The sequence below is a fragment of the Acidovorax sp. 106 genome (assembly GCF_003663825.1).
GTDB lineage: Bacteria > Pseudomonadota > Gammaproteobacteria > Burkholderiales > Burkholderiaceae_C > Acidovorax.
Genome location: NZ_RCCC01000001.1, coordinates 1,469,198 through 1,488,212 on the forward strand (window position 1 = coordinate 1,469,198; position 19,015 = coordinate 1,488,212).

The 19,015-nt window shown below is 66.2% G+C and carries 18 protein-coding genes; 8 read left to right on the forward strand and 10 right to left on the reverse strand.

The features are described from left to right. Nucleotides 1-41 precede the first annotated feature (41 nt). The 4 genes from C8C98_RS06600 to C8C98_RS06615 all read right to left on the reverse strand — a co-directional run bounded on the left by C8C98_RS06600 (nt 42) and on the right by C8C98_RS06615 (nt 5,855). A complete protein-coding gene (locus C8C98_RS06600; protein ID WP_121453610.1) occupies nt 42-398 on the reverse strand; it encodes a DUF4124 domain-containing protein in 357 nt (118 codons plus the stop codon). 37 nt (nt 399-435) lie between these two features. After that, nucleotides 436-2,478, reverse strand: coding sequence for a UvrD-helicase domain-containing protein (locus C8C98_RS06605; RefSeq protein ID WP_121453611.1), 2,043 nt, complete (start codon nt 2,476-2,478; stop codon nt 436-438). Nucleotides 2,479-2,709: 231 nt separating this feature from the next. After that, a complete protein-coding gene (locus C8C98_RS06610) occupies nt 2,710-2,946 on the reverse strand; it encodes a hypothetical protein (protein ID WP_121453612.1) in 237 nt (78 codons plus the stop codon). Then, on the reverse strand, nt 2,943-5,855 hold the full coding sequence (locus C8C98_RS06615; RefSeq protein ID WP_121453613.1) for a DNA topoisomerase III: 2,913 nt from the start codon (nt 5,853-5,855) through the stop codon (nt 2,943-2,945). Before C8C98_RS06615 ends, C8C98_RS06610 begins: the two co-directional genes overlap by 4 nt. A gap of 133 nt (nt 5,856-5,988) precedes the next feature. Between C8C98_RS06615 and C8C98_RS06620 the strand changes: the two genes are divergently transcribed. From C8C98_RS06620 to C8C98_RS06635, 4 genes are all read left to right on the forward strand, one after another. Further along, a complete protein-coding gene (locus tag C8C98_RS06620) occupies nt 5,989-6,561 on the forward strand; it encodes an SET domain-containing protein (RefSeq protein WP_121453614.1) in 573 nt (190 codons plus the stop codon). Beyond that, complete coding sequence (locus C8C98_RS06625; RefSeq protein WP_121453615.1) at nt 6,558-7,418, forward strand: biotin--[acetyl-CoA-carboxylase] ligase; 861 nt, start codon at nt 6,558-6,560, stop codon at nt 7,416-7,418. Before C8C98_RS06620 ends, C8C98_RS06625 begins: the two co-directional genes overlap by 4 nt. A 36-nt stretch (nt 7,419-7,454) precedes the next feature. Further along, a complete protein-coding gene (locus C8C98_RS06630) occupies nt 7,455-8,162 on the forward strand; it encodes an SPOR domain-containing protein (protein ID WP_121453616.1) in 708 nt (235 codons plus the stop codon). A 317-nt stretch (nt 8,163-8,479) separates the two neighbouring features. Then, nucleotides 8,480-8,947 (forward strand): YidB family protein, encoded by a 468-nt coding sequence (locus C8C98_RS06635; RefSeq protein WP_121453617.1) that lies wholly within the window; start codon nt 8,480-8,482, stop codon nt 8,945-8,947. 75 nt (nt 8,948-9,022) lie between these two features. Here C8C98_RS06635 and C8C98_RS06640 read toward each other — a convergent pair whose 3' ends face one another. After that, entirely contained in the window at nt 9,023-10,414 is a 1,392-nt protein-coding gene (locus C8C98_RS06640) for an acyl-CoA dehydrogenase family protein (RefSeq protein WP_121453618.1), read from the reverse strand. Nucleotides 10,415-10,611: 197 nt separating this feature from the next. Between C8C98_RS06640 and C8C98_RS06645 the strand changes: the two genes are divergently transcribed. After that, complete coding sequence (locus tag C8C98_RS06645; protein WP_121453619.1) at nt 10,612-11,418, forward strand: SOS response-associated peptidase; 807 nt, start codon at nt 10,612-10,614, stop codon at nt 11,416-11,418. A 138-nt stretch (nt 11,419-11,556) separates the two neighbouring features. On the opposite strand, the gene C8C98_RS06650 is transcribed toward C8C98_RS06645, so the two are convergent. Further along, nucleotides 11,557-12,933, reverse strand: coding sequence for an esterase-like activity of phytase family protein (locus tag C8C98_RS06650; protein ID WP_121453620.1), 1,377 nt, complete (start codon nt 12,931-12,933; stop codon nt 11,557-11,559). Between the two features lie 618 nt (nt 12,934-13,551). Beyond that, the gene (locus tag C8C98_RS21875; RefSeq protein ID WP_199726563.1) at nt 13,552-13,854 is read right to left on the reverse strand and encodes a hypothetical protein; all 303 of its coding nucleotides are present in this window, start codon (nt 13,852-13,854) and stop codon (nt 13,552-13,554) included. Between the two features lie 263 nt (nt 13,855-14,117). On the opposite strand from C8C98_RS21875, the gene C8C98_RS06660 reads away from it, so the two are divergent. Continuing rightward, a complete protein-coding gene (locus C8C98_RS06660) occupies nt 14,118-15,056 on the forward strand; it encodes a polysaccharide lyase family 1 protein (protein ID WP_121456081.1) in 939 nt (312 codons plus the stop codon). A gap of 713 nt (nt 15,057-15,769) precedes the next feature. On the opposite strand, the gene C8C98_RS06670 is transcribed toward C8C98_RS06660, so the two are convergent. After that, complete coding sequence (locus C8C98_RS06670; protein WP_147436338.1) at nt 15,770-16,144, reverse strand: hypothetical protein; 375 nt, start codon at nt 16,142-16,144, stop codon at nt 15,770-15,772. A gap of 87 nt (nt 16,145-16,231) precedes the next feature. Then, nucleotides 16,232-17,182, reverse strand: a complete 951-nt coding sequence (locus tag C8C98_RS06675; protein WP_121453623.1) for a DMT family transporter — start codon at nt 17,180-17,182, stop codon at nt 16,232-16,234. A gap of 66 nt (nt 17,183-17,248) precedes the next feature. Here C8C98_RS06675 and C8C98_RS06680 point away from each other — a divergent pair, with 66 nt between their 5' ends. Continuing rightward, a complete protein-coding gene (locus C8C98_RS06680; protein WP_121453624.1) occupies nt 17,249-18,238 on the forward strand; it encodes a LysR family transcriptional regulator in 990 nt (329 codons plus the stop codon). On the opposite strand, the gene C8C98_RS21760 is transcribed toward C8C98_RS06680, so the two are convergent. After that, nucleotides 18,208-18,369: a hypothetical protein gene (locus C8C98_RS21760; protein WP_158600145.1), complete on the reverse strand. Its 162-nt coding sequence runs from the start codon at nt 18,367-18,369 to the stop codon at nt 18,208-18,210. The genes C8C98_RS06680 and C8C98_RS21760 overlap by 31 nt on opposite strands. Nucleotides 18,370-18,752: 383 nt before the next feature. Between C8C98_RS21760 and C8C98_RS06685 the strand changes: the two genes are divergently transcribed. Further along, nucleotides 18,753-18,998 carry a hypothetical protein gene (locus C8C98_RS06685; RefSeq protein ID WP_121453625.1) on the forward strand — a complete coding sequence of 82 codons (246 nt, stop codon included), beginning with the start codon at nt 18,753-18,755 and terminating at the stop codon, nt 18,996-18,998. Nucleotides 18,999-19,015: the final 17 nt, after the last annotated feature.

Genomic DNA, 19,015 nt, shown 5'->3' on the forward strand with positions numbered 1-19,015 from the left:
GCGGTGTGCGCGCGGCCCTTCCCCGCTGGAGACCAGCCGCCTTACCGAGGCAGCGTGGTCACAGCGCCGCCGTCCAGCAGTTGCTCTTGGCTGCCGGGTGGGCAGGGTTGGTCGGTGTAAATGGTGCGGCCTTGCTGCACGCATTTGCGGGGGGTGGGTGCCACGGGGGCCGATGCGCCGCTACCGGCACTGCCTGCACCGCCTGCGTTAGCGGAAGCCGCCTTGCGGTCCTGGGACAAGGTGTCTGCGCCTGGGCGGGTGGCTTTGCGCCAGGCCTGCTCGGCCCAGGGCTGCACCAGCCCTGCCCATTGGTCGCGCGTCCACCACGCGGCGATGGCGGCGGCCAGCAGCAGCACGGTCAACAAGGTCCAGAAGGCGCGTTGGCGGGGGCTGCGCATGGTGTGGGCTCCGGTGTGGTGTGCGGTGGGATGCGGCTCAGGTCGCTGCAGTGCGGGCGCCAGGCACGGCTGTGTCGCCTGCGTCCGCAGCATTGGCAGCGGCTGTGGCCTTGGGGCTGGCGGCGTAACCCAGTTGCTCCACAAACACGCTGGGGCGCAGGCGGTGCGACAGCAGGGTGAGCTGCTGGCGGGCGCGGGTCATGCCCACATACAAGGTGTTCTTTTCTTGCGCAAAGGGCGCCTGCGGGTCGGGGAAGGCGCCTTGCTCCAGGTACGGGATGAGCACATGCTCAAACTCCAGCCCCTTCACATGGCCAATGTGGGCCAGCACCAGGCTGGCGGTGCTGCGCAGCTCGCGCTGGCGCTGCTCGGCGGCGTTCAGGTGCAGGAAGTAGTCGCGCGCGCTGCCAAAGGCCTGGGCGGCGTGGCTCAGGCCCGCCAGGTTGGCCAGGGCGTCGGCGCGGCGCTGGCGCGAGACAAACACCTCGCGCACCACGGCCTCGATCTGCAGGGCCTCCAGCAGGCGGGCCAGGGTGTCGGGGCCGTGGGCTTCCTTGGCCACCTTCAGGGCGTTGCGCAGGCGCCGCTGCATGGCGGGCTCGACGTTGGGCACGATCTGGTTGGTGAAGAAGCTCTCTAAGAACAGCGGGTTGTCCGTCACGCTGCGAATGGCGTCGGCCAGCAGGTCGTGCTGCGATTCGTGCTCGCGCCCCTTCACCACGATGCGGGCGCCGCAGAAGAAGACCAGGGCGCGCATGAGCTTTTCTCGGGTGCGCGGCTCGGTCACGCTGTCGAAGTTGTCGGTGGCCACGGCCAGCAGGCCGCGCACCAGCAGCACTTCGGGGCGCAGCAGGTAGCTTTCAAAACCGCTGATGGTGTAGGGCACGCCGTCGGCCAGCAGGCGGTTTTCGATAGCGATGGACTGGCCCGGGTGGCGCAGCAGCACGGCCAGCCCGGCCATCTTGCCGCGCGTGGCGGTGCGCCACTGCTGCACCTGGTGGGCGATCAGGTCCACACACTCGGCCTCGTCGTCGTAGCCCAGCAGTTGCACGGCGGTGTCGTGCGCAGCCAGCGAGCCGTAGGGCTTGTCTGCCAAACGCCCGGCCTTGATGGCCAGCTTGCGGCCAAAGCGGTGGCTGGGCGTGAGGGGCAGTCGCACCACCGGGCGGCCGGTGTGCGCGGTAATGGCGTCGCCCATGAACACCGCATCGGCCCCGTGCGCACCGTAGATGACCTGGTCGCGGTCGCCAACGCCGCAGAACTGGCACTGGGTGGAGTCGAGCAGCTCGCGCAGCACGCGGAACGAGGCGGCGTTCATGTCGTGCATCTCGTCCACCAGCACCATCTGCACATTGCGCGGCCAGTGCGGCAGGGTGGCGGGGGTGTCGCCTTCGAGCAGGCGGCGGGCCAGGTCGTAGGTGGCGTCATAGGGGCCGCGAAACAGCGGCTGCTCAGCCAGCTCGCGGCGGCGGATGCGTTCGTACGCGCGGAACACCTTGAGCTGCGTGTAGCCCAGCCCCAGGTCGCCCGCATAGTCGGGCGTGGCCGGGCCGTCGTCACGCTCCAGGTCGTCTTTGAGCGTGCCCTTGAGCCACAGGGCCATGGCCAGAAAGTCTTCGATAAAGCCCGCATCGCCCGCGCTGGGCAGTTGCAGTTCTTCGGGCCAGCGCTCGTATTCGTTGGCCTCCACGCGCTGCACGGCCTCCCACACGTAGGGGCGCAGGGCCTCCATGGTGTCGATCTGCTCTACCGGCGGGGCATAGGGCTCTTGCAGCATGGCGGCGCAAAAGGCGTCAAAGCTGGCAATGCGAAAACGCTGAACCACGGGCGCGGGCAGGCCGATTTTGCGCAGCGCGGCCTGCAAGGCCTGGCAGGCGGTGTCGGTGTAAGTGAGGGCCAGGCAGCGCTCGGGCGGCATGCCGGTGGTCCACGCCTGGGCCATGCGCAGCGCCAGCGTGGTGGTTTTGGCGGCGCCTGCGTTGGCCTCGATGATGAGCGTGCGCTCGGCAGACATCTGCACAGCGACTTGCTCGTCGGTGGGGGTGATGTGCTTGGGTTGGTAGGGGTGAACGGTGGCCAACGGGGGTCCTCTTACCGGGTATGCCGGGCATGCCGGTGGGCATTCAAAAAATCGACACAACCTTTCATTCGGGGCCTGTTGCAGCGCACCGCCCGTGCCCTGGCTTCGACAGGCTCAACCCAATCGGTTCAGGCTCGGGCTGCGGCTCAGTCCCTGACGGATCGAACGTGCACCGGCGCCCCCTGTACAGGGCGCGGGTTGCGTGCAAACTCTGTGGGCAGCGCGCGAAGGTCAGCGCCGCCGACCCACGCCCACGTCAATCTCGCCATAGACGGTGACGCCGCTGCTGCCACCGCCCACGTCCGTCACAGCGTTGCCCTGGGGGCCACTGCTGCTATTGCTGCCGCTGCTGCGTTTGTACAAGGGGCCAGAGGCATCGCCCCCGGTCGAGGGCGTGCCCGCGCAGCCTGCGAGCAGGCCCAAGGCCGCGCACAGCAGCCAGGCCCGTGCGCAGGCCTGCGCGGTCATGCGTCGCCACCCAAGTGGTTGCCCAGAATGCCCGCCAGCTCGAACATGCCCGCGCTGTCTTTGCCAAACACGGCGCGCAGCTTGTCGTCGGCGACGATGGTGCGCTTGTCCTTGGGGTCTTGCAGGTTGTGGGTCTTGATGTATTCCCACATCTTCTTGACGGCCTCGGGGCGTGCCACGGGTTCGGCGCCAATCACAGCGGCCAGGGCGGCGCTGGGGGCCTTGCCTGCGGCGGCCTTGCGCGGGGCTTTGGCGGCGGTGGTTTTGGCTGCTGCCTTTTTGGCAGGGGCTTTTTTGGCAGCTGCGGTGGTCTTGCCTGCCTTGGCGGCGGCGGTTTTGGCCGCAGCCCCAGGGCGGGGTGGGAACTTGGATGGCGCAAACTCAAAGTTGACCTTGCCCGCCTCTTTGTCCCACGCCAGGTGGGCCTTGAAGTTGCGGCGCGTGCGCATGCTCACAAACTTGTCGAGCAGGTCGGTCTTGCCAGTTTCGAGCAGCTTGTGCATCTGCTCGCGCTCCACGGGCTGCTGCAGGATGATTTTGCCGCTCTTGAACGTGCAGCTCGGTGTGGGCTGCGCGGCGGTGGGCACGGCCTTGCTGCACACGTAGTTGCTGCCGTGCTCGTGCACGTCCGATCCGCAGATGGGGCAAGGGCCGAGCGCGGCGTCTTCAAACTCAACGATCTCGCCAGACTCTTCGCCCTTCTTGTCGTCGCCAAAGTCGAATTCGAGCTTGTAGTTGTGCGCCTCGTCGTCGTACTTGATGACGATCTCAGACGTGAAGGGCCAGCCCGCCTTGGAGCGAAAGCCCTCCAGCGGGCCGATCTTCTTGTCGCGCAGCAGGGCGTTGGCCTCGGCGGTTTCAAACGTGCGGCCTGCGGGTGATTTGCCGAAGCTGAAGCCGCAGGGCTCGCTGCCTGCCTTGCCCACGCAGGCAAAGCGCCGGTAGTTTTCCTTCACCACGCCGCCGCAGTTGGGGCAAGGCGATTCGAGCGTGGCGTAGTCGCCGGGGATGGTGTCGCGGTCGTATTCCTTGGCCTTCTTGACCATGCGCTCGGTCATGGTGGCAATGCCCGCCATGAAGTCTTCGCGGCTGAGCAGGCCCTTTTCCATTTGCGAGAGCTTGAACTCCCATTCGCCGGTCAGGTCGGCGCGGCAGAGTTCTTCCACCTCCAGCCCGCGCAGCAGCGTCATCAGCTGGAAGGCCTTGGCCGTGGGGATGATCTCGCGGCCTTCGCGCAGCATGTACTTTTCAGTCAGCAAGCCTTCGATGGTGGCCGCGCGCGTGGCTGGCGTGCCCAGGCCCTTCTCTTGCATCGCAGAGCGCAGTTCTTCGTCGTCGATCTGCTTGCCCGCGCTTTCCATCGCACCCAGCAGCGTGGCTTCAGAGTAGCGAGCGGGCGGCTTGGTCTTGAGGCCCTTGGGGTCTACGGCCAGGGTGTTGACGCTTTCGCCGGGTTTGACGGGCACCAGGTTCTGGCCCTTGTCACCGTCCTTGCCGCCTTCGACTTCTTCGGCCGCTTCCTTGCCGTAGATGGCCAGCCAGCCGGGCTTGACCAGCACCTTGCCTTCAGTCTTGAAGCTGTGGGGCGCGACGGTGCTGATGCGGGTGGTGACGGTGTACTCAGCGCTTGGGAAGAACACCGCCATGAAGCGGCGCACGACCAGGTCGTACAGCTTTTGTTCGGCCTCGCTCAGGCCGCTCGGTGCCTGCAGCGTGGGGATGATGGCAAAGTGGTCACTCACCTTGCTGTTGTCGAAGATGCGCTTGGACGGGCGCACGTAGTTGTTGTTCAGCGCGGTGAGCGCGTGCGGCGCCAGGTGGCGCATGCCGCTGTCGGCCAGCATCTCAAACGTCTGCTTGGCGACGGGCAAATAGTCCTCGGGCAGCGCGCGCGAGTCGGTACGCGGGTAGGTCAGGGCCTTGTGGCGTTCGTACAGGCTTTGCGCCAGGGCCAGCGTGGTCTTGGCGCTGAAGCCGAATTTGCCGTTGGCCTCGCGCTGCAGGCTGGTCAGGTCAAACAGCAGGGGCGATGCCTGGGTGGTGGGCTTGCTCTCTTCAGTGACCGTGGCCTGCTTGCCGCGCACGGCGTTGGCTATTGACTGTGCCTCGGCGGCAGACCAGACGCGGTCGGCGCGGGCTTCGACGTCTTCGCTTTTCTTCCACTTGGGGTCGAACCACTTGGCAGGGTATTCACCGGCCTGGGCTCCAAAGGTGGCGTGGATTTCCCAATAGTCGCGGCTGATGAACTTGCGGATCTTTTCCTCGCGCTCCACCACCAGCGACAGGGTGGGCGTCTGCACCCGGCCCACGGTGGTCAAGAAGAACCCACCGTCGCGCGAGTTAAACGCCGTCATGGCGCGGGTGCCGTTGATGCCGACCAGCCAGTCGGCCTCAGAGCGGCTGCGCGCCGCGCTGGCCAGGCCCGCCATCTGCTGCTCGGTGCGCAGCGCGTCGAAGCCGTCGCGGATGGCCTGGGGCGTCATGGACTGCAGCCACAGGCGCTTGACGGGTTTGCCCAGCGGCTTGCTGCCACCGGCGTATTGCTCGATCAAACGGAAGATCAGCTCGCCCTCGCGACCCGCGTCACAGGCGTTGATGAGTTGGGTCACGTCCTTGCGCTTGGCCTGCTTGACCACCGCATTCAGGCGGCTCTTGGTCTTGTCGACGGGCTTCAAGTCAAAGTACGGCGGGATCACGGGCAGATGGGCAAAGCTCCACTTGCCGCGCTTCACATCAAACTGCTCGGGGGCCTGGATCTCTACCAGGTGGCCCACGGCGCTGGTGACTACATAGCGGTCGTTCTCGAAGTGGTCTTCGTGCTTGTCAAACTTGCCAGCCACGGGGGTCAGGGCGCGCACGATGTCCTGCGCCACTGAGGGTTTTTCTGCAATTACCAGGGTCTTGGTCATTTTGGGGCTCTCGCCAGTCGTTCTGGTTGCCCGGGGTGCGGGCGCTTCTACAATTCGGCTCTCACGCGCATGCACACGCATACACGCGCACGCACACACATGTGTGCACCATCAAGTTAACAGAGTTTTTGCCATGGCCCGCAATGCAACGCCTGCCGACCCCAACGCCCACTCCGGCCGCCGCATCCAGACCCGGCGCTCGGGCGTGCACGGCAGGGGTGTTTTTGCCCTGCAGGACATCGCCGCTGGCGAGGTGCTGGTGGAATACACCGGCGAAATCATCAGCTGGCAAGAAGCGCAAGACCGCCACCCCCACGACCCCAGCCAGCCCAACCACACGTTTTACTTCCATGTGGACGAAGACCGGGTGATCGACGCCAACTACGGCGGCAACTCGGCGCGCTGGATCAACCACAGCTGCGATCCCAATTGCTTCGCCGACGAGCAGGACGGCCGCATTTTCATCACCGCGCTGCGCAATATCAAGGCGGGCGAGGAGTTGAACTACGACTACGGCCTGATCATTGAAGAGCGCTACACCCCCAAGCTGAAGGCCGAATACCCCTGCTGGTGTGGCGCCGCCACCTGCCGTGGCACGCTGCTGGCCCCCAAGCGCGGCTGGCGCCCGCCCATGCCTGACCTGCCCCCGCCAGAGCCCCGCGCTGCACGGGGCAAAGCCAAGGCTCCCAAGGGCGGCAAGGCATGACCGCCCCCATCCGCTGGCCCGCCGAGGCCGTCTGGGAGGCCGTGGCCCCGCTGCTGCCGGGCTTCACGGTGGAGGTACTGCCCAGCATCGATTCGACCAACACCGAGCTGATGCGCCGCGCCCGCGCCGGGCAGACCGAGCCCACGCTGCTGGTGGCCGAGCAGCAAACCGCTGGACGCGGCCGCCTGGGCCGGGTGTGGCAGAGCGACGTTGGCGCGTCGTTGATGTTGTCCTTGGGCCTGCCCATGGCGCCCAAGGATTGGTCCGGCCTGTCGCTGGCTGTGGGCGTGAGCGTGGCCGAGAGCCTGCAGCCCACCCTGCCCCCGCTGCAGCCCGGCCACAGCCCCCGCATTGGCCTGAAGTGGCCCAACGACCTGTGGCTGAGTGGCGACCGCAAGCTGGGCGGCATTTTGGTGGAGACCGCCAGCTTTGTATCGCCCCAGGCCGCACAGGCCACCCAAGGCACCAGCCAGCATGGCACCGCCGCCCGCTACGTGGTGGTGGGCATTGGCATCAATGTGCAGCCCCGCAGCGCCGAGGGCATGAGCATGCCCCCCGGCTGCCTGCAAGACGTGGAGCCGGGCCTGGATGCGCCCACCGCCCTGCTGCGCATCGTGCCGCCGCTGGTGGCCATGCTGCAGGGTTTTGAAGCCTGCGGCTTTGCACCCGTGCAGCCCCGCTTTGCTGCGCGTGATGTGCTGCAGGGCCGCCCCGTGACGCTGAGCGACGGCCAGACCGGCACCGCCCACGGCGTGGGCGAAGACGGCGCGCTGCTGGTGCACACCGCCCAGGGCATGCAGGCCGTGACCAGTGCCGAGATCAGCGTGCGCCCTGCCGTGGTGGCCGCCCCGCTGTGACACCACCTTGAACTGAACCGAGAGAAGCCCTCACCCATGCTGCGCCTTGCCGTCATCGCCCTGCTGCTGGCCAATGCCGGTTACTACGCCTACACCCAGGGCTGGCTGCGCAGCGCAGGCCTGGCCCAGCCCGAGCAGGCCGAGCCCCTGCGCGTGCAGCAGCAGATCCGCCCCGAGACCCTGAAAGTGCTGCGCACGCAAGGCACCACGGCCGCCCCCACGCCGCCCGCCCCACCGGCGACTGCGGCCGATGCAGGGGCCTCTGCCACGGCCGCAGCCGCCCCGGCCGCCGATGCGGGCGAATGCCTGCAGGCCGGTGTGTTTGACGAAAAGCAGGCGGCGGCCCTGCGCACCGCCGCCGCCAGCCTGCCCCAGGGCAGCTGGACGCTGGAGCCCACGCCCATCACCGGGCGCTGGATGATCTACATGGGCCGCTTTGACGACCAGGACACGCTGGACAAGAAACGCGCCGAGCTGCGGGCCCGCAAAGTGGACTTTGACCGCGCAGGCGGCATGCTGGAGCTGGGCCTGTCGCTGGGCCGCTTTTCCACCGAAGAGGCTGCACAGCGGGGCCTGACGGCCCTGAACGCCCAAGGCGTGCGCACAGCGCGCGTCATTCTGGAGCGCCAGGCCGCCCCCGGCTTCATGCTCAAACTGCCAGCCGTGACCGACGCCCAGCGCCAGCAGTGGCTGGCCACCCTGCGCCCCGCCATGGCGGGTAAGACGCTGGGCAGCTGCGGCTAAGAACCTGTTCAAAGAGCAGCTAGCAGCAGTTAGAAACGGCTCGAAGAACAGCTCAAAGAGCCCAGACAGCGGCCCTCTGCCTGCGCAGTCCGCTATGGATTCGGCATGGGCCCGAGCGGATATTTCAAAGTCAAAGAGGCTGAATCAACCAGCCACGCCAGTTTGCACAAGTTGACCATTCGCCCAACAAGCCCCAGGTGGTTTGCGGCACACTGCAGACACACGCGGCACCAGGGCCTGGACCGGCCCTCAGCCCGTGCCGCGCAGCGGCGGGCCACGCCGCCGGCCTTTTCAACGGTTTCAGAGGGAGCAGCACCATGGGTTTACTAGATTCAGTCGTCGGCGCAGTTTTGAACAACGCAGGCCAATCCGGAGGCACTGCCGCAGGCGGCGGCCTGGGCGGGCTGCTGGGCATGGCCGCCCAAAACCCGCAGCTGGTGCAAGCCGTGCTGTCCCTGCTGGGCAACGACGGCGCGCACGGCGGGCTGGCGGGGCTGGTAGAGCGCTTTCAGCAAGCCGGGCTGGGTAATGTGCTGCAGTCGTGGATTGGCACGGGCACCAACCTGCCGATCTCGGGCGAGCAACTGGCCGGCGTGCTGGGCCAAAGCACCCTGTCGCAACTGGGCAGCCAGGTGGGCGCAGCCCCGGCCGATGTAGCGCAACAGCTCAGCCACCTGCTGCCCGGCTTGGTGGACCAGCTCACGCCCCAAGGCCAGGTGCCCCAGGGCGGCCTGGGCAACAGCAGCGACCTGATGGGCGTGCTGGGGCAGTTTTTGCGCGCGTAAAGCATGTCGCCCCGGGCTGGCCGGGCCCAGCCCAAGCCACGGAGAACCTGTTCCAAGTCTTTTTGGAACAGGTTCTCAAGCCTGCAGGCGCGGCAGGGCCGCCAGCTGCTCGGGCGTGGTGAAGTAAGCCGTGTGGCTGCCCAGGCCCTCGCGCGCCTGCGCCAGCACCTGCCGGGCCACGGTGCGCAGGTGCACCTCGTCGGGCCCGTCCATCAGGCGCAGGGCGCGGCCCCAGGTCCAGAAGGCGGCCAGTGGCGTATCGGGCGACAGGCCCATGGCGCCAAAAATCTGCATGGCCCGGTCCACGACGCGCTGCTGCAGCCGCGCTGCCACCACCTTGATGGCCGCCACCTGGGCGCGCACCTGCCGGGCGTTGGCCGCTTCTTGCCCAGCGCCTGATCCCGTGTCTTGCCCCATTTTTCCCCCGCTTTCTTCTCCGTGCTGGCCTTGGTCCAGCAGCCAGGCCGTGTGCAACACCAGCCAGCGCGCCTGGTCGATCTCGATGCGCGAGTCGGCCAGCCACTCTTGCACATTGGCTTGTTCAGACAGCGGCTTGCCAAAGGCGTGGCGCTCCAGCGCGCGCTCAGCGGCCAGTTGCAGGGCCAGCTCGCACTGGCCGATGGTGCGCATGCAGTGGTGCACCCGCCCCGGCCCCAGGCGCGCCTGCGCCATGGCAAAGCCCTGCCCCCATGCCCCCAGCAAGGCGGTGGCGGGCACGCGCACGTTGTGCATGCGAATCTCGCAATGCCCCTCGGGCGCGTGGTGGTGCAGCACACGGATGTTGCGCACCACCTCCACCCCCGGCGTGTCCAGAGGCACCAGCACCATGCTGTGACAGCGGTGGAGGTCATGGCTGTGGGAGCTGGCGTCCTCCTCCCCATCGGCATTGCGGCACAGCACGATGAGCAATTGGCACTGCGGGTGCGCCGCGCCAGTGATGAACCATTTGCGGCCGTTGAGCACCAGGGTGTCGCCCGCTGCGCCGCTGCGGCCCGCGTTGTCGCGGCGCACCGTGGTCTGCAGGTTGGTGGGGTCGGACGATGCCACGTCCGGCTCGCTCATCGCGAAGGCCGACCGGCACTGGCCGTGCAGCAGCGGCTGCAGCCACTGCGCGCGCTGCGTGGGGCTGGCAAAGCGGTGCAGCAACTCGATGTTGCCGGTGTCGGGGGCGCTGCAATTGAACACCTCGGCCGTCCAGGGCAGGCGGCCCATGGCTTCGGCCAGCGGTGCGTAGTCTAGGTTGGACAGGCGCGTGCCGGGCTCGTCATCGCACAGCGTGGGCAAAAACAGGTTCCACAGCCCCTCTTCGCGGGCGAGGGCCTTGAGGTCTTCGAGGAACGGCGGCGGGTAGTCGCCCGCCTGAACGGCCGCGTGCCAGGCGGCGTTGTAGGGCAGCACGTAGTGGTCGATAAAGGCGTTGAGCCGATCGCACCACTGCCGCGCCAGGGGGGAGGGATTGAAGTCCATGCGGGCATTGTGAAAACCACGCCTGCCCCTGTCAGAACGCAGGCGACACCCGGCTTGACGCATGTCATCGCAAGGGCGCTGCACGCACTTACCCCGCACCAAAATGCTATTATTTTCATAGCTTCTAGCGCTTATTAGATAAGCGCCAGAAGGCATTTTTATTCAAATCCCCGCCATTCCACGGTACGATCCGCCCCATGACCACCCAGTACGAAACCCTGCGCCACGAAGACACCTACCGCGAGGCCTTTGGCGTGGAGCCCCCCGTCGCGCTGGGCGAGCGGCTGCTGTGGCCGCGCAAGCCGGGTTGCTTCATCGTGCACCAGGCGACGGCTGAGGCGCTGCTGTCGCCCCTGCCATCGACCCCGCTGGCCCCGTTCGCAGCGCAGCCCGCAACAACCGCTGAGGCCACTGAAGCCACGGAGGGCGCCCCTACCGACGCACCTGCGGCCAAGGCAGACACCACCCGCGTGCTGGTGCCCGCGCAATGGGGGCTGGTGCCACACTGGGTCAAGTCCGCGTCTGACGCGAAACTGCGCGCGCCCAAGCTGGTCACGGCCAAGTCTGATTTGGCATCCACCGGCACAGCGTTTCGCGAAGCGTGGCTGCAGGGCCAGCGCTGCATCGTGCCCATGCAGTCGTTTTATGCCGACGACTACCGCACCGGCAAAGCCGTGCCCACGCGCATTTCCCGAGTGGACGGCAAGCCCATGGGCGTGGCGGGCCTGTGGGCGCGCTGGCAGGGTGCCGACGGCGAAGTCATCATCAGCTACGCGCTGCTGACGGTGAACGCCAACAACCACGCGCTGCTCAACCGCTACCAGCAACCGGGCAGCGAAAAAAGCATGCCCGCCATCCTGAACGAAGGCGCCTACGACGCCTGGCTCACGGCCCGCCAAGACAAAGCCAAAGAGTTTTTGCGCCAGTACGCGCCCCAGTACCTCACGGCCAACCCGGTGGAAAACAAGGCCGACAAGGTGCCCAAGAAGGACTGGCTGGGCTGAGCACTTTTCAGCGATCCATTCATTCAACACGCAAGCCAAAGCACCCAGGGCCCGCAATGCTGACCCCGGGTGTTTTGTTTAGAGCCTTGCGGCACCCCAGCACCCCGACTGCAAGGCCAAGGTACCGCTAGCGCAGCTTCAACGCGCCTTGAGCAGCCCCTCTACCTGCAGCAGCACCAGCTCGTTGTCGTCCGCCTTGTTCGGGTCGCGGCTGGAGCTGAAAGGCAGGTTGTTGTCGTTGCCCACCACGATGTGCTTGTCGTCCACCACGTCCACGTTTTCAATGGTGAAGAACGGGAAGGTGAGCACACCGTTGTTGAGCGGCTTCTTGGCCAGGCGCTGCGGGTCTTGGATATTCATCAGGTCGATGTAGCCCACCTTGCGGATCTCGCCGCCCACGTTGGCATCGCTGAGTTCCACCTTGTAGACGCGCTTGAACTGCGCCAGGTCGTGGAAGCAATCGGTGCGTTGCTGGCCGGTGGGGCAGGCCTTCTCAGCCGTGCCTTCGCCATTGTCGCGCTCGATGATGAGGCCCATCGTCGGGTCGATCATGTTGAAGTCGCCAATCGCGTGGTGGTTGGCCTCCAGCACGTACTTCCAGTGGCGGCCCGTCCATTGCTCGGTCTTCACATCGAATTCGAGCACGCGCAAGTACTGCTTGCCACCCACGTTCTCGTAGGCCTTGGCGGCGTCGTTCCACAGCGCGCCTTCGAGCAGGGCGTAGAGCTTGCTGCCGTCCTTGCTGGCGGCCATGCCTTCAAAGCCCTTGGAGCGCTTCACATCGAACGCGGTGGGCTTGGCATCCGGCGCGCCGGGCATCAGCACGCCGGGCGCGTCGGGCGAGCGCACCACTTTGCCGTCCACCTTGGTCTCGAACACCGCCAGCACCTTGCCGTTCAAATCGGCCTTGATGAGGAAGGGGCCAAACTCGTCGCCAATCCACAGCGCACCGCCCGCAAACTGAAAGCTCTCGGGGTCAAAGTCCGCGCCCGTCAGGTAGCGCTTGTCGGTGCCCTCTTGCGTGATGCGGAAAGGCACCTTCTTGTCGGGGTCGTGCAGGAAGATGGTCTTTTGGCGGCTGAACTGGCCGCTCTTGAAATCCACTGTGTAGTGGCTCAGGTGCAGCATGAAGTCCGGCGAATTCGCCTTGGAGCCCGCGCCGTTGTCAGTCAGCAGCCAAAAGCTGCCGTCAGGCATGCGCTTGATGCCCGAGTGCCCTTGCAGCGGCTGGCCATCAAACGGCAGGCCAATGCCCGTGGGGCGCCCAGCGGACAAGCCCGCCACCGAGCCGAGCTTTTCCACACGCTGCGCGGTGGTGAACTTGCCCGCATGGCGCAGATCGGCCGGTGCATCGGCGGGGGCGGCAATCACCGTCATGGCAGGCATCACGGCGTGACCCGCCAGCGTGGCGGGGAAAGCTTGCTGGGCGTGGGCAGGCGACAAGGCCGCACAAGCCAAAGCCGCGCTGGCGGCCAGGCGATTCAGGGTGAGCAGAGCAGGCGTGTTGGAAAACATGGTGGCAGTGGGTGCACAAAATGAAAGGCGCAACCTTGCCGGGACCGTGTGACGCGGCTATGACGGGGAGCAGCACCGCGCTTGATGCCGCGCCTTGTACCCCGGGCCACGTACCGTGCCCCCTTGCGGCGCTTTCGCATGGTTTATTGCAACGGGGCGCCGGGCTGTTCCTGCGCCACGGCATCCGCTATGAGCAGCCCACACGCGGGGTTTGCCGCAGGTTCACCACAGCAGGCAAACACGCTGACGTTGCCTTCAAGGCAGATGTCGGAGTGGAAGTCGGGGTGGATGCATTTGCTAACAATCTTTCACGGCGAATGGCACCGATATTGCGCTGGTAGAGCGCCCAAGGTATGCGAATAGTTCTCGTTGCAAACAGAAATGCAACAAGGCTGCGACCCCGCAGCAGGCTCAAAAATTTACAAAATTGTCAACTTATTAACAAAATGGTCGCGTCACATCACTTTTTCCAGCGCAAAGCCGTCGCTCGCAAAGACCTCAGCCCCGCGCTACACCGCGCAACGGTTGCTGCGGCCTTGCTGATATTGGCCGGGTGCGGCGGGTCCGAATCCTCAGGGGACGGGAGCACCACCAACACGACTCCGGCCACCCCCCCGGTCACCGCTGTACCGACCACGCCCGCCCCGAGTCCTGTGGGAGAGCCAGCGCCAGCGCCCGTAGCTTCACCAAGCCCCGCGCCGGCGCCCGCTCCCACGGCAACCCCGACCCCGACCCCGACCCCTGCACCTGCACCTGCACCTGCACCTGCACCTGCACCTGCACCAGCACCTGCACCAGCACCAGCACCAGCACCAGCACCAGCACCAGCACCAGCACCAGCACCTGCACCAGCACCTGCACCAGCACCTGCACCTGCACCAACCGCCAGCCCAGCACCTGCGCCTGTGGGCGCTCCGGCACCTAAGCCAGCTCCGGCTCCGGCTCCGGCTCCGGCTCCGGCTCCAGCTCCAGCTCCAGCTCCGGCTCCGGCTCCGGCTCCGGCTCCAGCTCCAGCTCCAGCTCCAGCTCCAGCTCCAGCTCCAGCTCCAGCTCCAGCTCCAGCTCCAGCTCCAGCTCCAGCTCCAGCTCCAGCTCCAGCCACGCCTAGTCACTCTGGCGGCTTTGCGGGTCTGGTGACTGGCGGTGGCAGCAAAGCCGCCGTGACGGCAGCGACTGCGGCAGAGATGCAAACACTCATCAACGCCTACAGCGGCACGGGTGGATTGGTAATCCGCTACACAGGGCAGTTTGACTTTTCAAAAATCACGGACAGCTGCACACAATGGAAAGCTCCTGCTGGCGCCATCGTGGAGATCAAAGCCAAAAGCAACGTCACGATCGAGGGTGCTGACGGCTCTGGTGCCAACTTCGGGATCGCCATCAAAGCCGATTCGAACAACATCATCATCCGCAACATGACCATCGGCCTGCTTCCCGGGTCGATCGATGCGATCGGCATTGAGGGCCAGGGCGGCAAGTCGCCAGCAAACATCTGGATCGATCACAACACCCTGTTCAGTTCCATGAAGGAATGCTCAGGGGCAGGCGATTTGGAATTTGACGGGCTGCTGGACAACAAGGCCGGCGCTCACCACATCACTTACTCGTACAACAAGGTGTACGACCACCACAAGGTGGGCCTGATTGGGTCCAGCGACAGCGACATCAGCGACCGCTTCATCACGTTCCACCACAACTACTACAACAATGTTGGCTCGCGCGTGCCGCTGCAGCGGGGCGGCTACACCCACATCTACAACAACCTTTTCTCCAACCTCGTCACCTCGGGGGCCAACATTCGCATGCAGGGGTACTCGCTCATCGAGTCGAACTACTTCGAAAATTCTAAGAACCCGGTGACCTCGCGCGACAGCAGCCAGATCGGCTATTGGGAGCTGAGGAACAACAACATCCTCTCGCCTGCGGACTTTTCGAAATACGGCATCACCTGGGTGGCCAGCGACTCCAAGCCCACCAAAGATGCATCGGACTGGACGACCACGGCGACGTTCCCCGTGGGCATCCCCTACAGCTACACGCCAGACCCGGCCGCCTGCATCAAAGCCAAGCTGCCTGCCGCCGCGGGTGCTGGCACGCAGCTCGCAAAAATCACCTGCCCTTGAGCCGGCCCCGCCGGGCACACCCGCTGCGCGCGGGTGAACCAGGGCCCGCCCTCGCGCAGCGCGGCCGGTGCATGGGCGGGGGCGGCAACCACGTTCATGTCGGGTATCACAGCGTGGGCGGTGAAGACGGTAGACAGGGCGGCGCTAGCAAGAGCGGTGCCGGCAGCCATGCGATTCAAAGAGAAGAGAGCTGACACGGCGAAAAGGGTGCACAAAATAAAGGCGTAATCAGTCTTGCCGGGAAGTGGCTCGGGTGTGGCGGACACAGCCTTATCCACCGCGCTGCAAGAGCATGAACCCGTGATGCACACGGGGCTGCGACGGCCTCATGGCACGGCCTGTCCTACATGCTCCTTCTCAACGACCGTTGGCCGTCGAGAAGCCCACCAAGCCGCTAGGGGAAAAGCCAAAGCAACCGCAATGAACGCGAATGGCGCCCACATAACTGGCTCGTCGCGCAGGCCTAGGCTCGGCCCTGGGCCAGGAGGGCCCAAAGCGACGAACGCGAAAGCCAAAGAGAAGGAAAACACTACCAAAATCGTCACCGCACCCACCGTATGGGACACAGTGCGACGAGCAGGCCTTCGACAGAGTAAGACTAAAGCGGTGCTCGCTAAAACAAGAGGAGGAAGCAGCAGCCACACAAGAACGAAAGCGAACTCCCAACCCATCATCTTGGCCTCTCTATGGCGAGCACGGCGTGCACCACCACATCAGATGCACACGGCCAACAAAGCCATTGCACCAATGTAGAAAAAGACCCACCCAAGCCCAGGTCGCCAACTCACTCGACCGTCCACGCCCGCGCCACCGCCCAACGAGCCAAACGCAGCCCACACGATCAGCCCCGTGGCCGCCAGCGCGTCAGCCACCGTGTCTGCGGCCTCAGAGCCCCGTAGGCAACCGAGGCCCAAAAAGAAGAGTGCACTGAATCCAATCATCCACAGATTGAACGGGCGCACCGCACCCAATGATGCAAACAAACCAAGCGCCGCCACGGCGGCAACGGCACCAATCACCGCGCCAAATGCCAGAGCAATCAGGCCGTACTGCAATCGGTCAGTAACCGTCAAAGCGTCGCGTTGCAAGGGCGTCCTCAAATAACGTTGCGGGTCTTGGGTCGGTGCCGCAGGCACCGGTCAAGGGTCAGTGAAAACTATACCCGGCAGTGCCCCTCACCGCCGCGCCATCCACAGCGCAGCCCCCACCACCAGCGCTCCGCCGACCCAGCCTTGCAGCCCCAGGCTTTCGCCCAGCCACAGCACCGCGAACAGCGCACCCCAGGCGGGCTCGGTGCCGGTGAGCAGGCCCACGCGGCTGGGGCTGGTGTGTTGGAGGGCCCAGTTTTGCGCCACCAGGGCGAACACGGTGCAGCCCAGCACGAGGTAGGCAGTGGCCCACCAGAAGGTGCTGGCGGCGGCCCAAGTCGGCAGGGGCGGCAGGCCTTGCGGCAGCAGCGCCCAGCCCAGGGCCAGGGTGCCCAGGCCCACCACCGCCGACTGCACGGTGGTGAGCAGCAGCACGGGCACTGGCGCGGCACCGGGTGCTGCGCTGGACGAGATGTGGCGGGCCGCCCGCGCGGTGGCACAGGCCATGACGGCGCGCAGCACGGCGGCGGCCAGCATGAGGGCGTCGCCCCCGTTCCAGCCGCCCTGCCAGCCACCGGCCAGCAGCAGCGCACCGCACAGCGACACAGCCACGCACACCCACACGGCCCGTGCGGGGCGCTGGCCCATCAGCGCCCATTCGGCCACGGGGGTGAAGACCACGCACAGGCTGATGAGGAAGGCGGCGCGGCTGGCGGGCGTGTGGGCCACGCCATAGGTCTCGCACACAAAGATGGACAGCAACAAAGCCCCGAGGGGCAGCCCCTTGCGCAGCGCGCCCCACCGCTGCGCGCCCGTGGTGCCACGCAGCGCCGCGGGCGCCAGCAAGGCCGTGGTGAGCAAGAAGCGCACGGCCAAAAAGCCCAGCACCGGGTAAAACGCCAGCGCCCCCTTGGCCACGCCGTAGCTGGTGCCCCAGACGATGGCCACCAGCAGCAGGGCTAGGTCGGCACCGCGCAGCAGGGGGGATGGGGCGGCAGCCAGAGAGGGAGCGCGTTGCACGGCGGCAGGAGAGTTCATGCCGACGATGGTAAATAGGCACAACAGTGCTGATAATCCCGCCTTTCAGAACAACATTTGTTCCTCATGCGCACAAATGAAGCCTTGGCACCCGTAGCGCACTTGGCGCACCTCGCCGACATGGCCGTGTTTGCACGGGTGGTGGAGGCGGGCAGTTTTTCTGGCGCGGCGCGGGCGCTGGGCACCACGCCGTCGGCGGTGAGTCGGCAGGTGGCGCGGCTAGAGGGCTTGCTGCAGGTGCGCCTGCTCGAGCGCACCACCCGAAAGCTGCGGCTGACCGAAGCAGGCCACGCCGCCTACACCCGCTGCCAGGCATTGGACAGCGCCGCCCGCGAGGTGCTGCAACTGGCCGACCAGCACACCCACACCCCGCAGGGGCTGGTGCGCATGAGCGTGCCCAAGGCCTATGGGCGCCAGCGCATCCACCCACTGGTGCCCCCGTTTTTGGCGGCGCACCCACAGGTCGATGTGCAGCTGGTCGTGACCGACCGGGTGGTGGACCTGTTTGCCGAAGACGTGGACTTGGCCATTCGCATCACCGACACGCCGCCACCCGGGCTGGCGGGCCGCCCGTTGGAGGTGGTGGAGCACATCGTGTGCGCCAGCCCCGGCTACCTGGCGCGCCGTGGCACGCCCCAGCACCCGGGCGAGCTGGCCGCGCACGACTGCATTTACCTGGGCGAAGACCCCAGCGACCGACGCTGGCGGTTCACGCAGCGCGTGGTGCCAACCAAGGGAAAGAGAAAAGACCCGGCAGGCCCAAAACCGCTGCAGGATGGGGAACAAGCCACCGTGTCAGTGCACGGGCGATACGTGGTCAACCACAGCGAGATGCGGCGCGAGGCGGCCATTGCGGGCCTGGGCATTGCCAGCCTGCCGGGCTTTGCAGCGCAAGCGGCCCTGGCCAGCGGCGCGCTGGTGCGGGTGCTGACCGCCTGGCGGCACGACACGGCCTATTCAGGCACAGCGTGGTTGCTGTACCCGCCCAACCGGTTTTTACCCAGCCGGGTGCGGGCGTGGGTGGATCACTTGGCCAGCGCGCTGGCGGCAGGCTGAGCCACGGGCAGCGCCCAGGCGCGTGCGGTGACGGCCAACAGGGCCATGGCGGTGGCATTGCTGGCGTGGGCCACGTGGGCCATGTTGGCGGCGATGCGGGAGACGATGGAGGATGCAGACAGAACGGGCATGACAGTCCAAAAACACAACAAGATGAAGACAAGCGAGAGCTTGCCCACGCGCTGTGACGGCGGTATGACAGACCGAGTGCCATGGCGTGACAGCGCGGCGCAGGCGGGCCAGGCGGCGAAGTGGGCACCCTCCTTCACTCCCCGTTGCCCTGACGGTGTATCGCCTTGAAACACTACATTTTTGATAGCTGCCAGCGCATGTAAATCAAGCGCTGGAGCCTATTTTTGCTGAAGCCTTTGATGCTGTTCCAGGTGCGGTGGACAGCGCATGGCGCCGGGGTTGTGTTCGTCAACGCACAGACGCCCTGGCACCCGGTCGGTACAAGTGAGACAGCGCATGGCAGCACCGTTGCCGTGCCGTTCACCCGCCACAGGAGGCCGCCATGACCCATCCCACCCACCCCAAAACCTGCGCCTGGGACACCGCCTGCGCGGGGCAGCCTGCAGATGTGTCGCTGCTGGAGTTGTCCCACCTGGGCGAGCACCTGCAACACTGCGGCGCCTTGCGCGGGCCGATGGACAGCCTGCTCACGGGCGCGCTGTGGCTGCAGGCCATGGTGGCCGAGCATGTGGTCACGGTGGTGCTGGTCATCACGCTGCTGGTGGGTGCGGTATCGCTGGCGCTGTGAGCGCGGCGCGCCGGGGG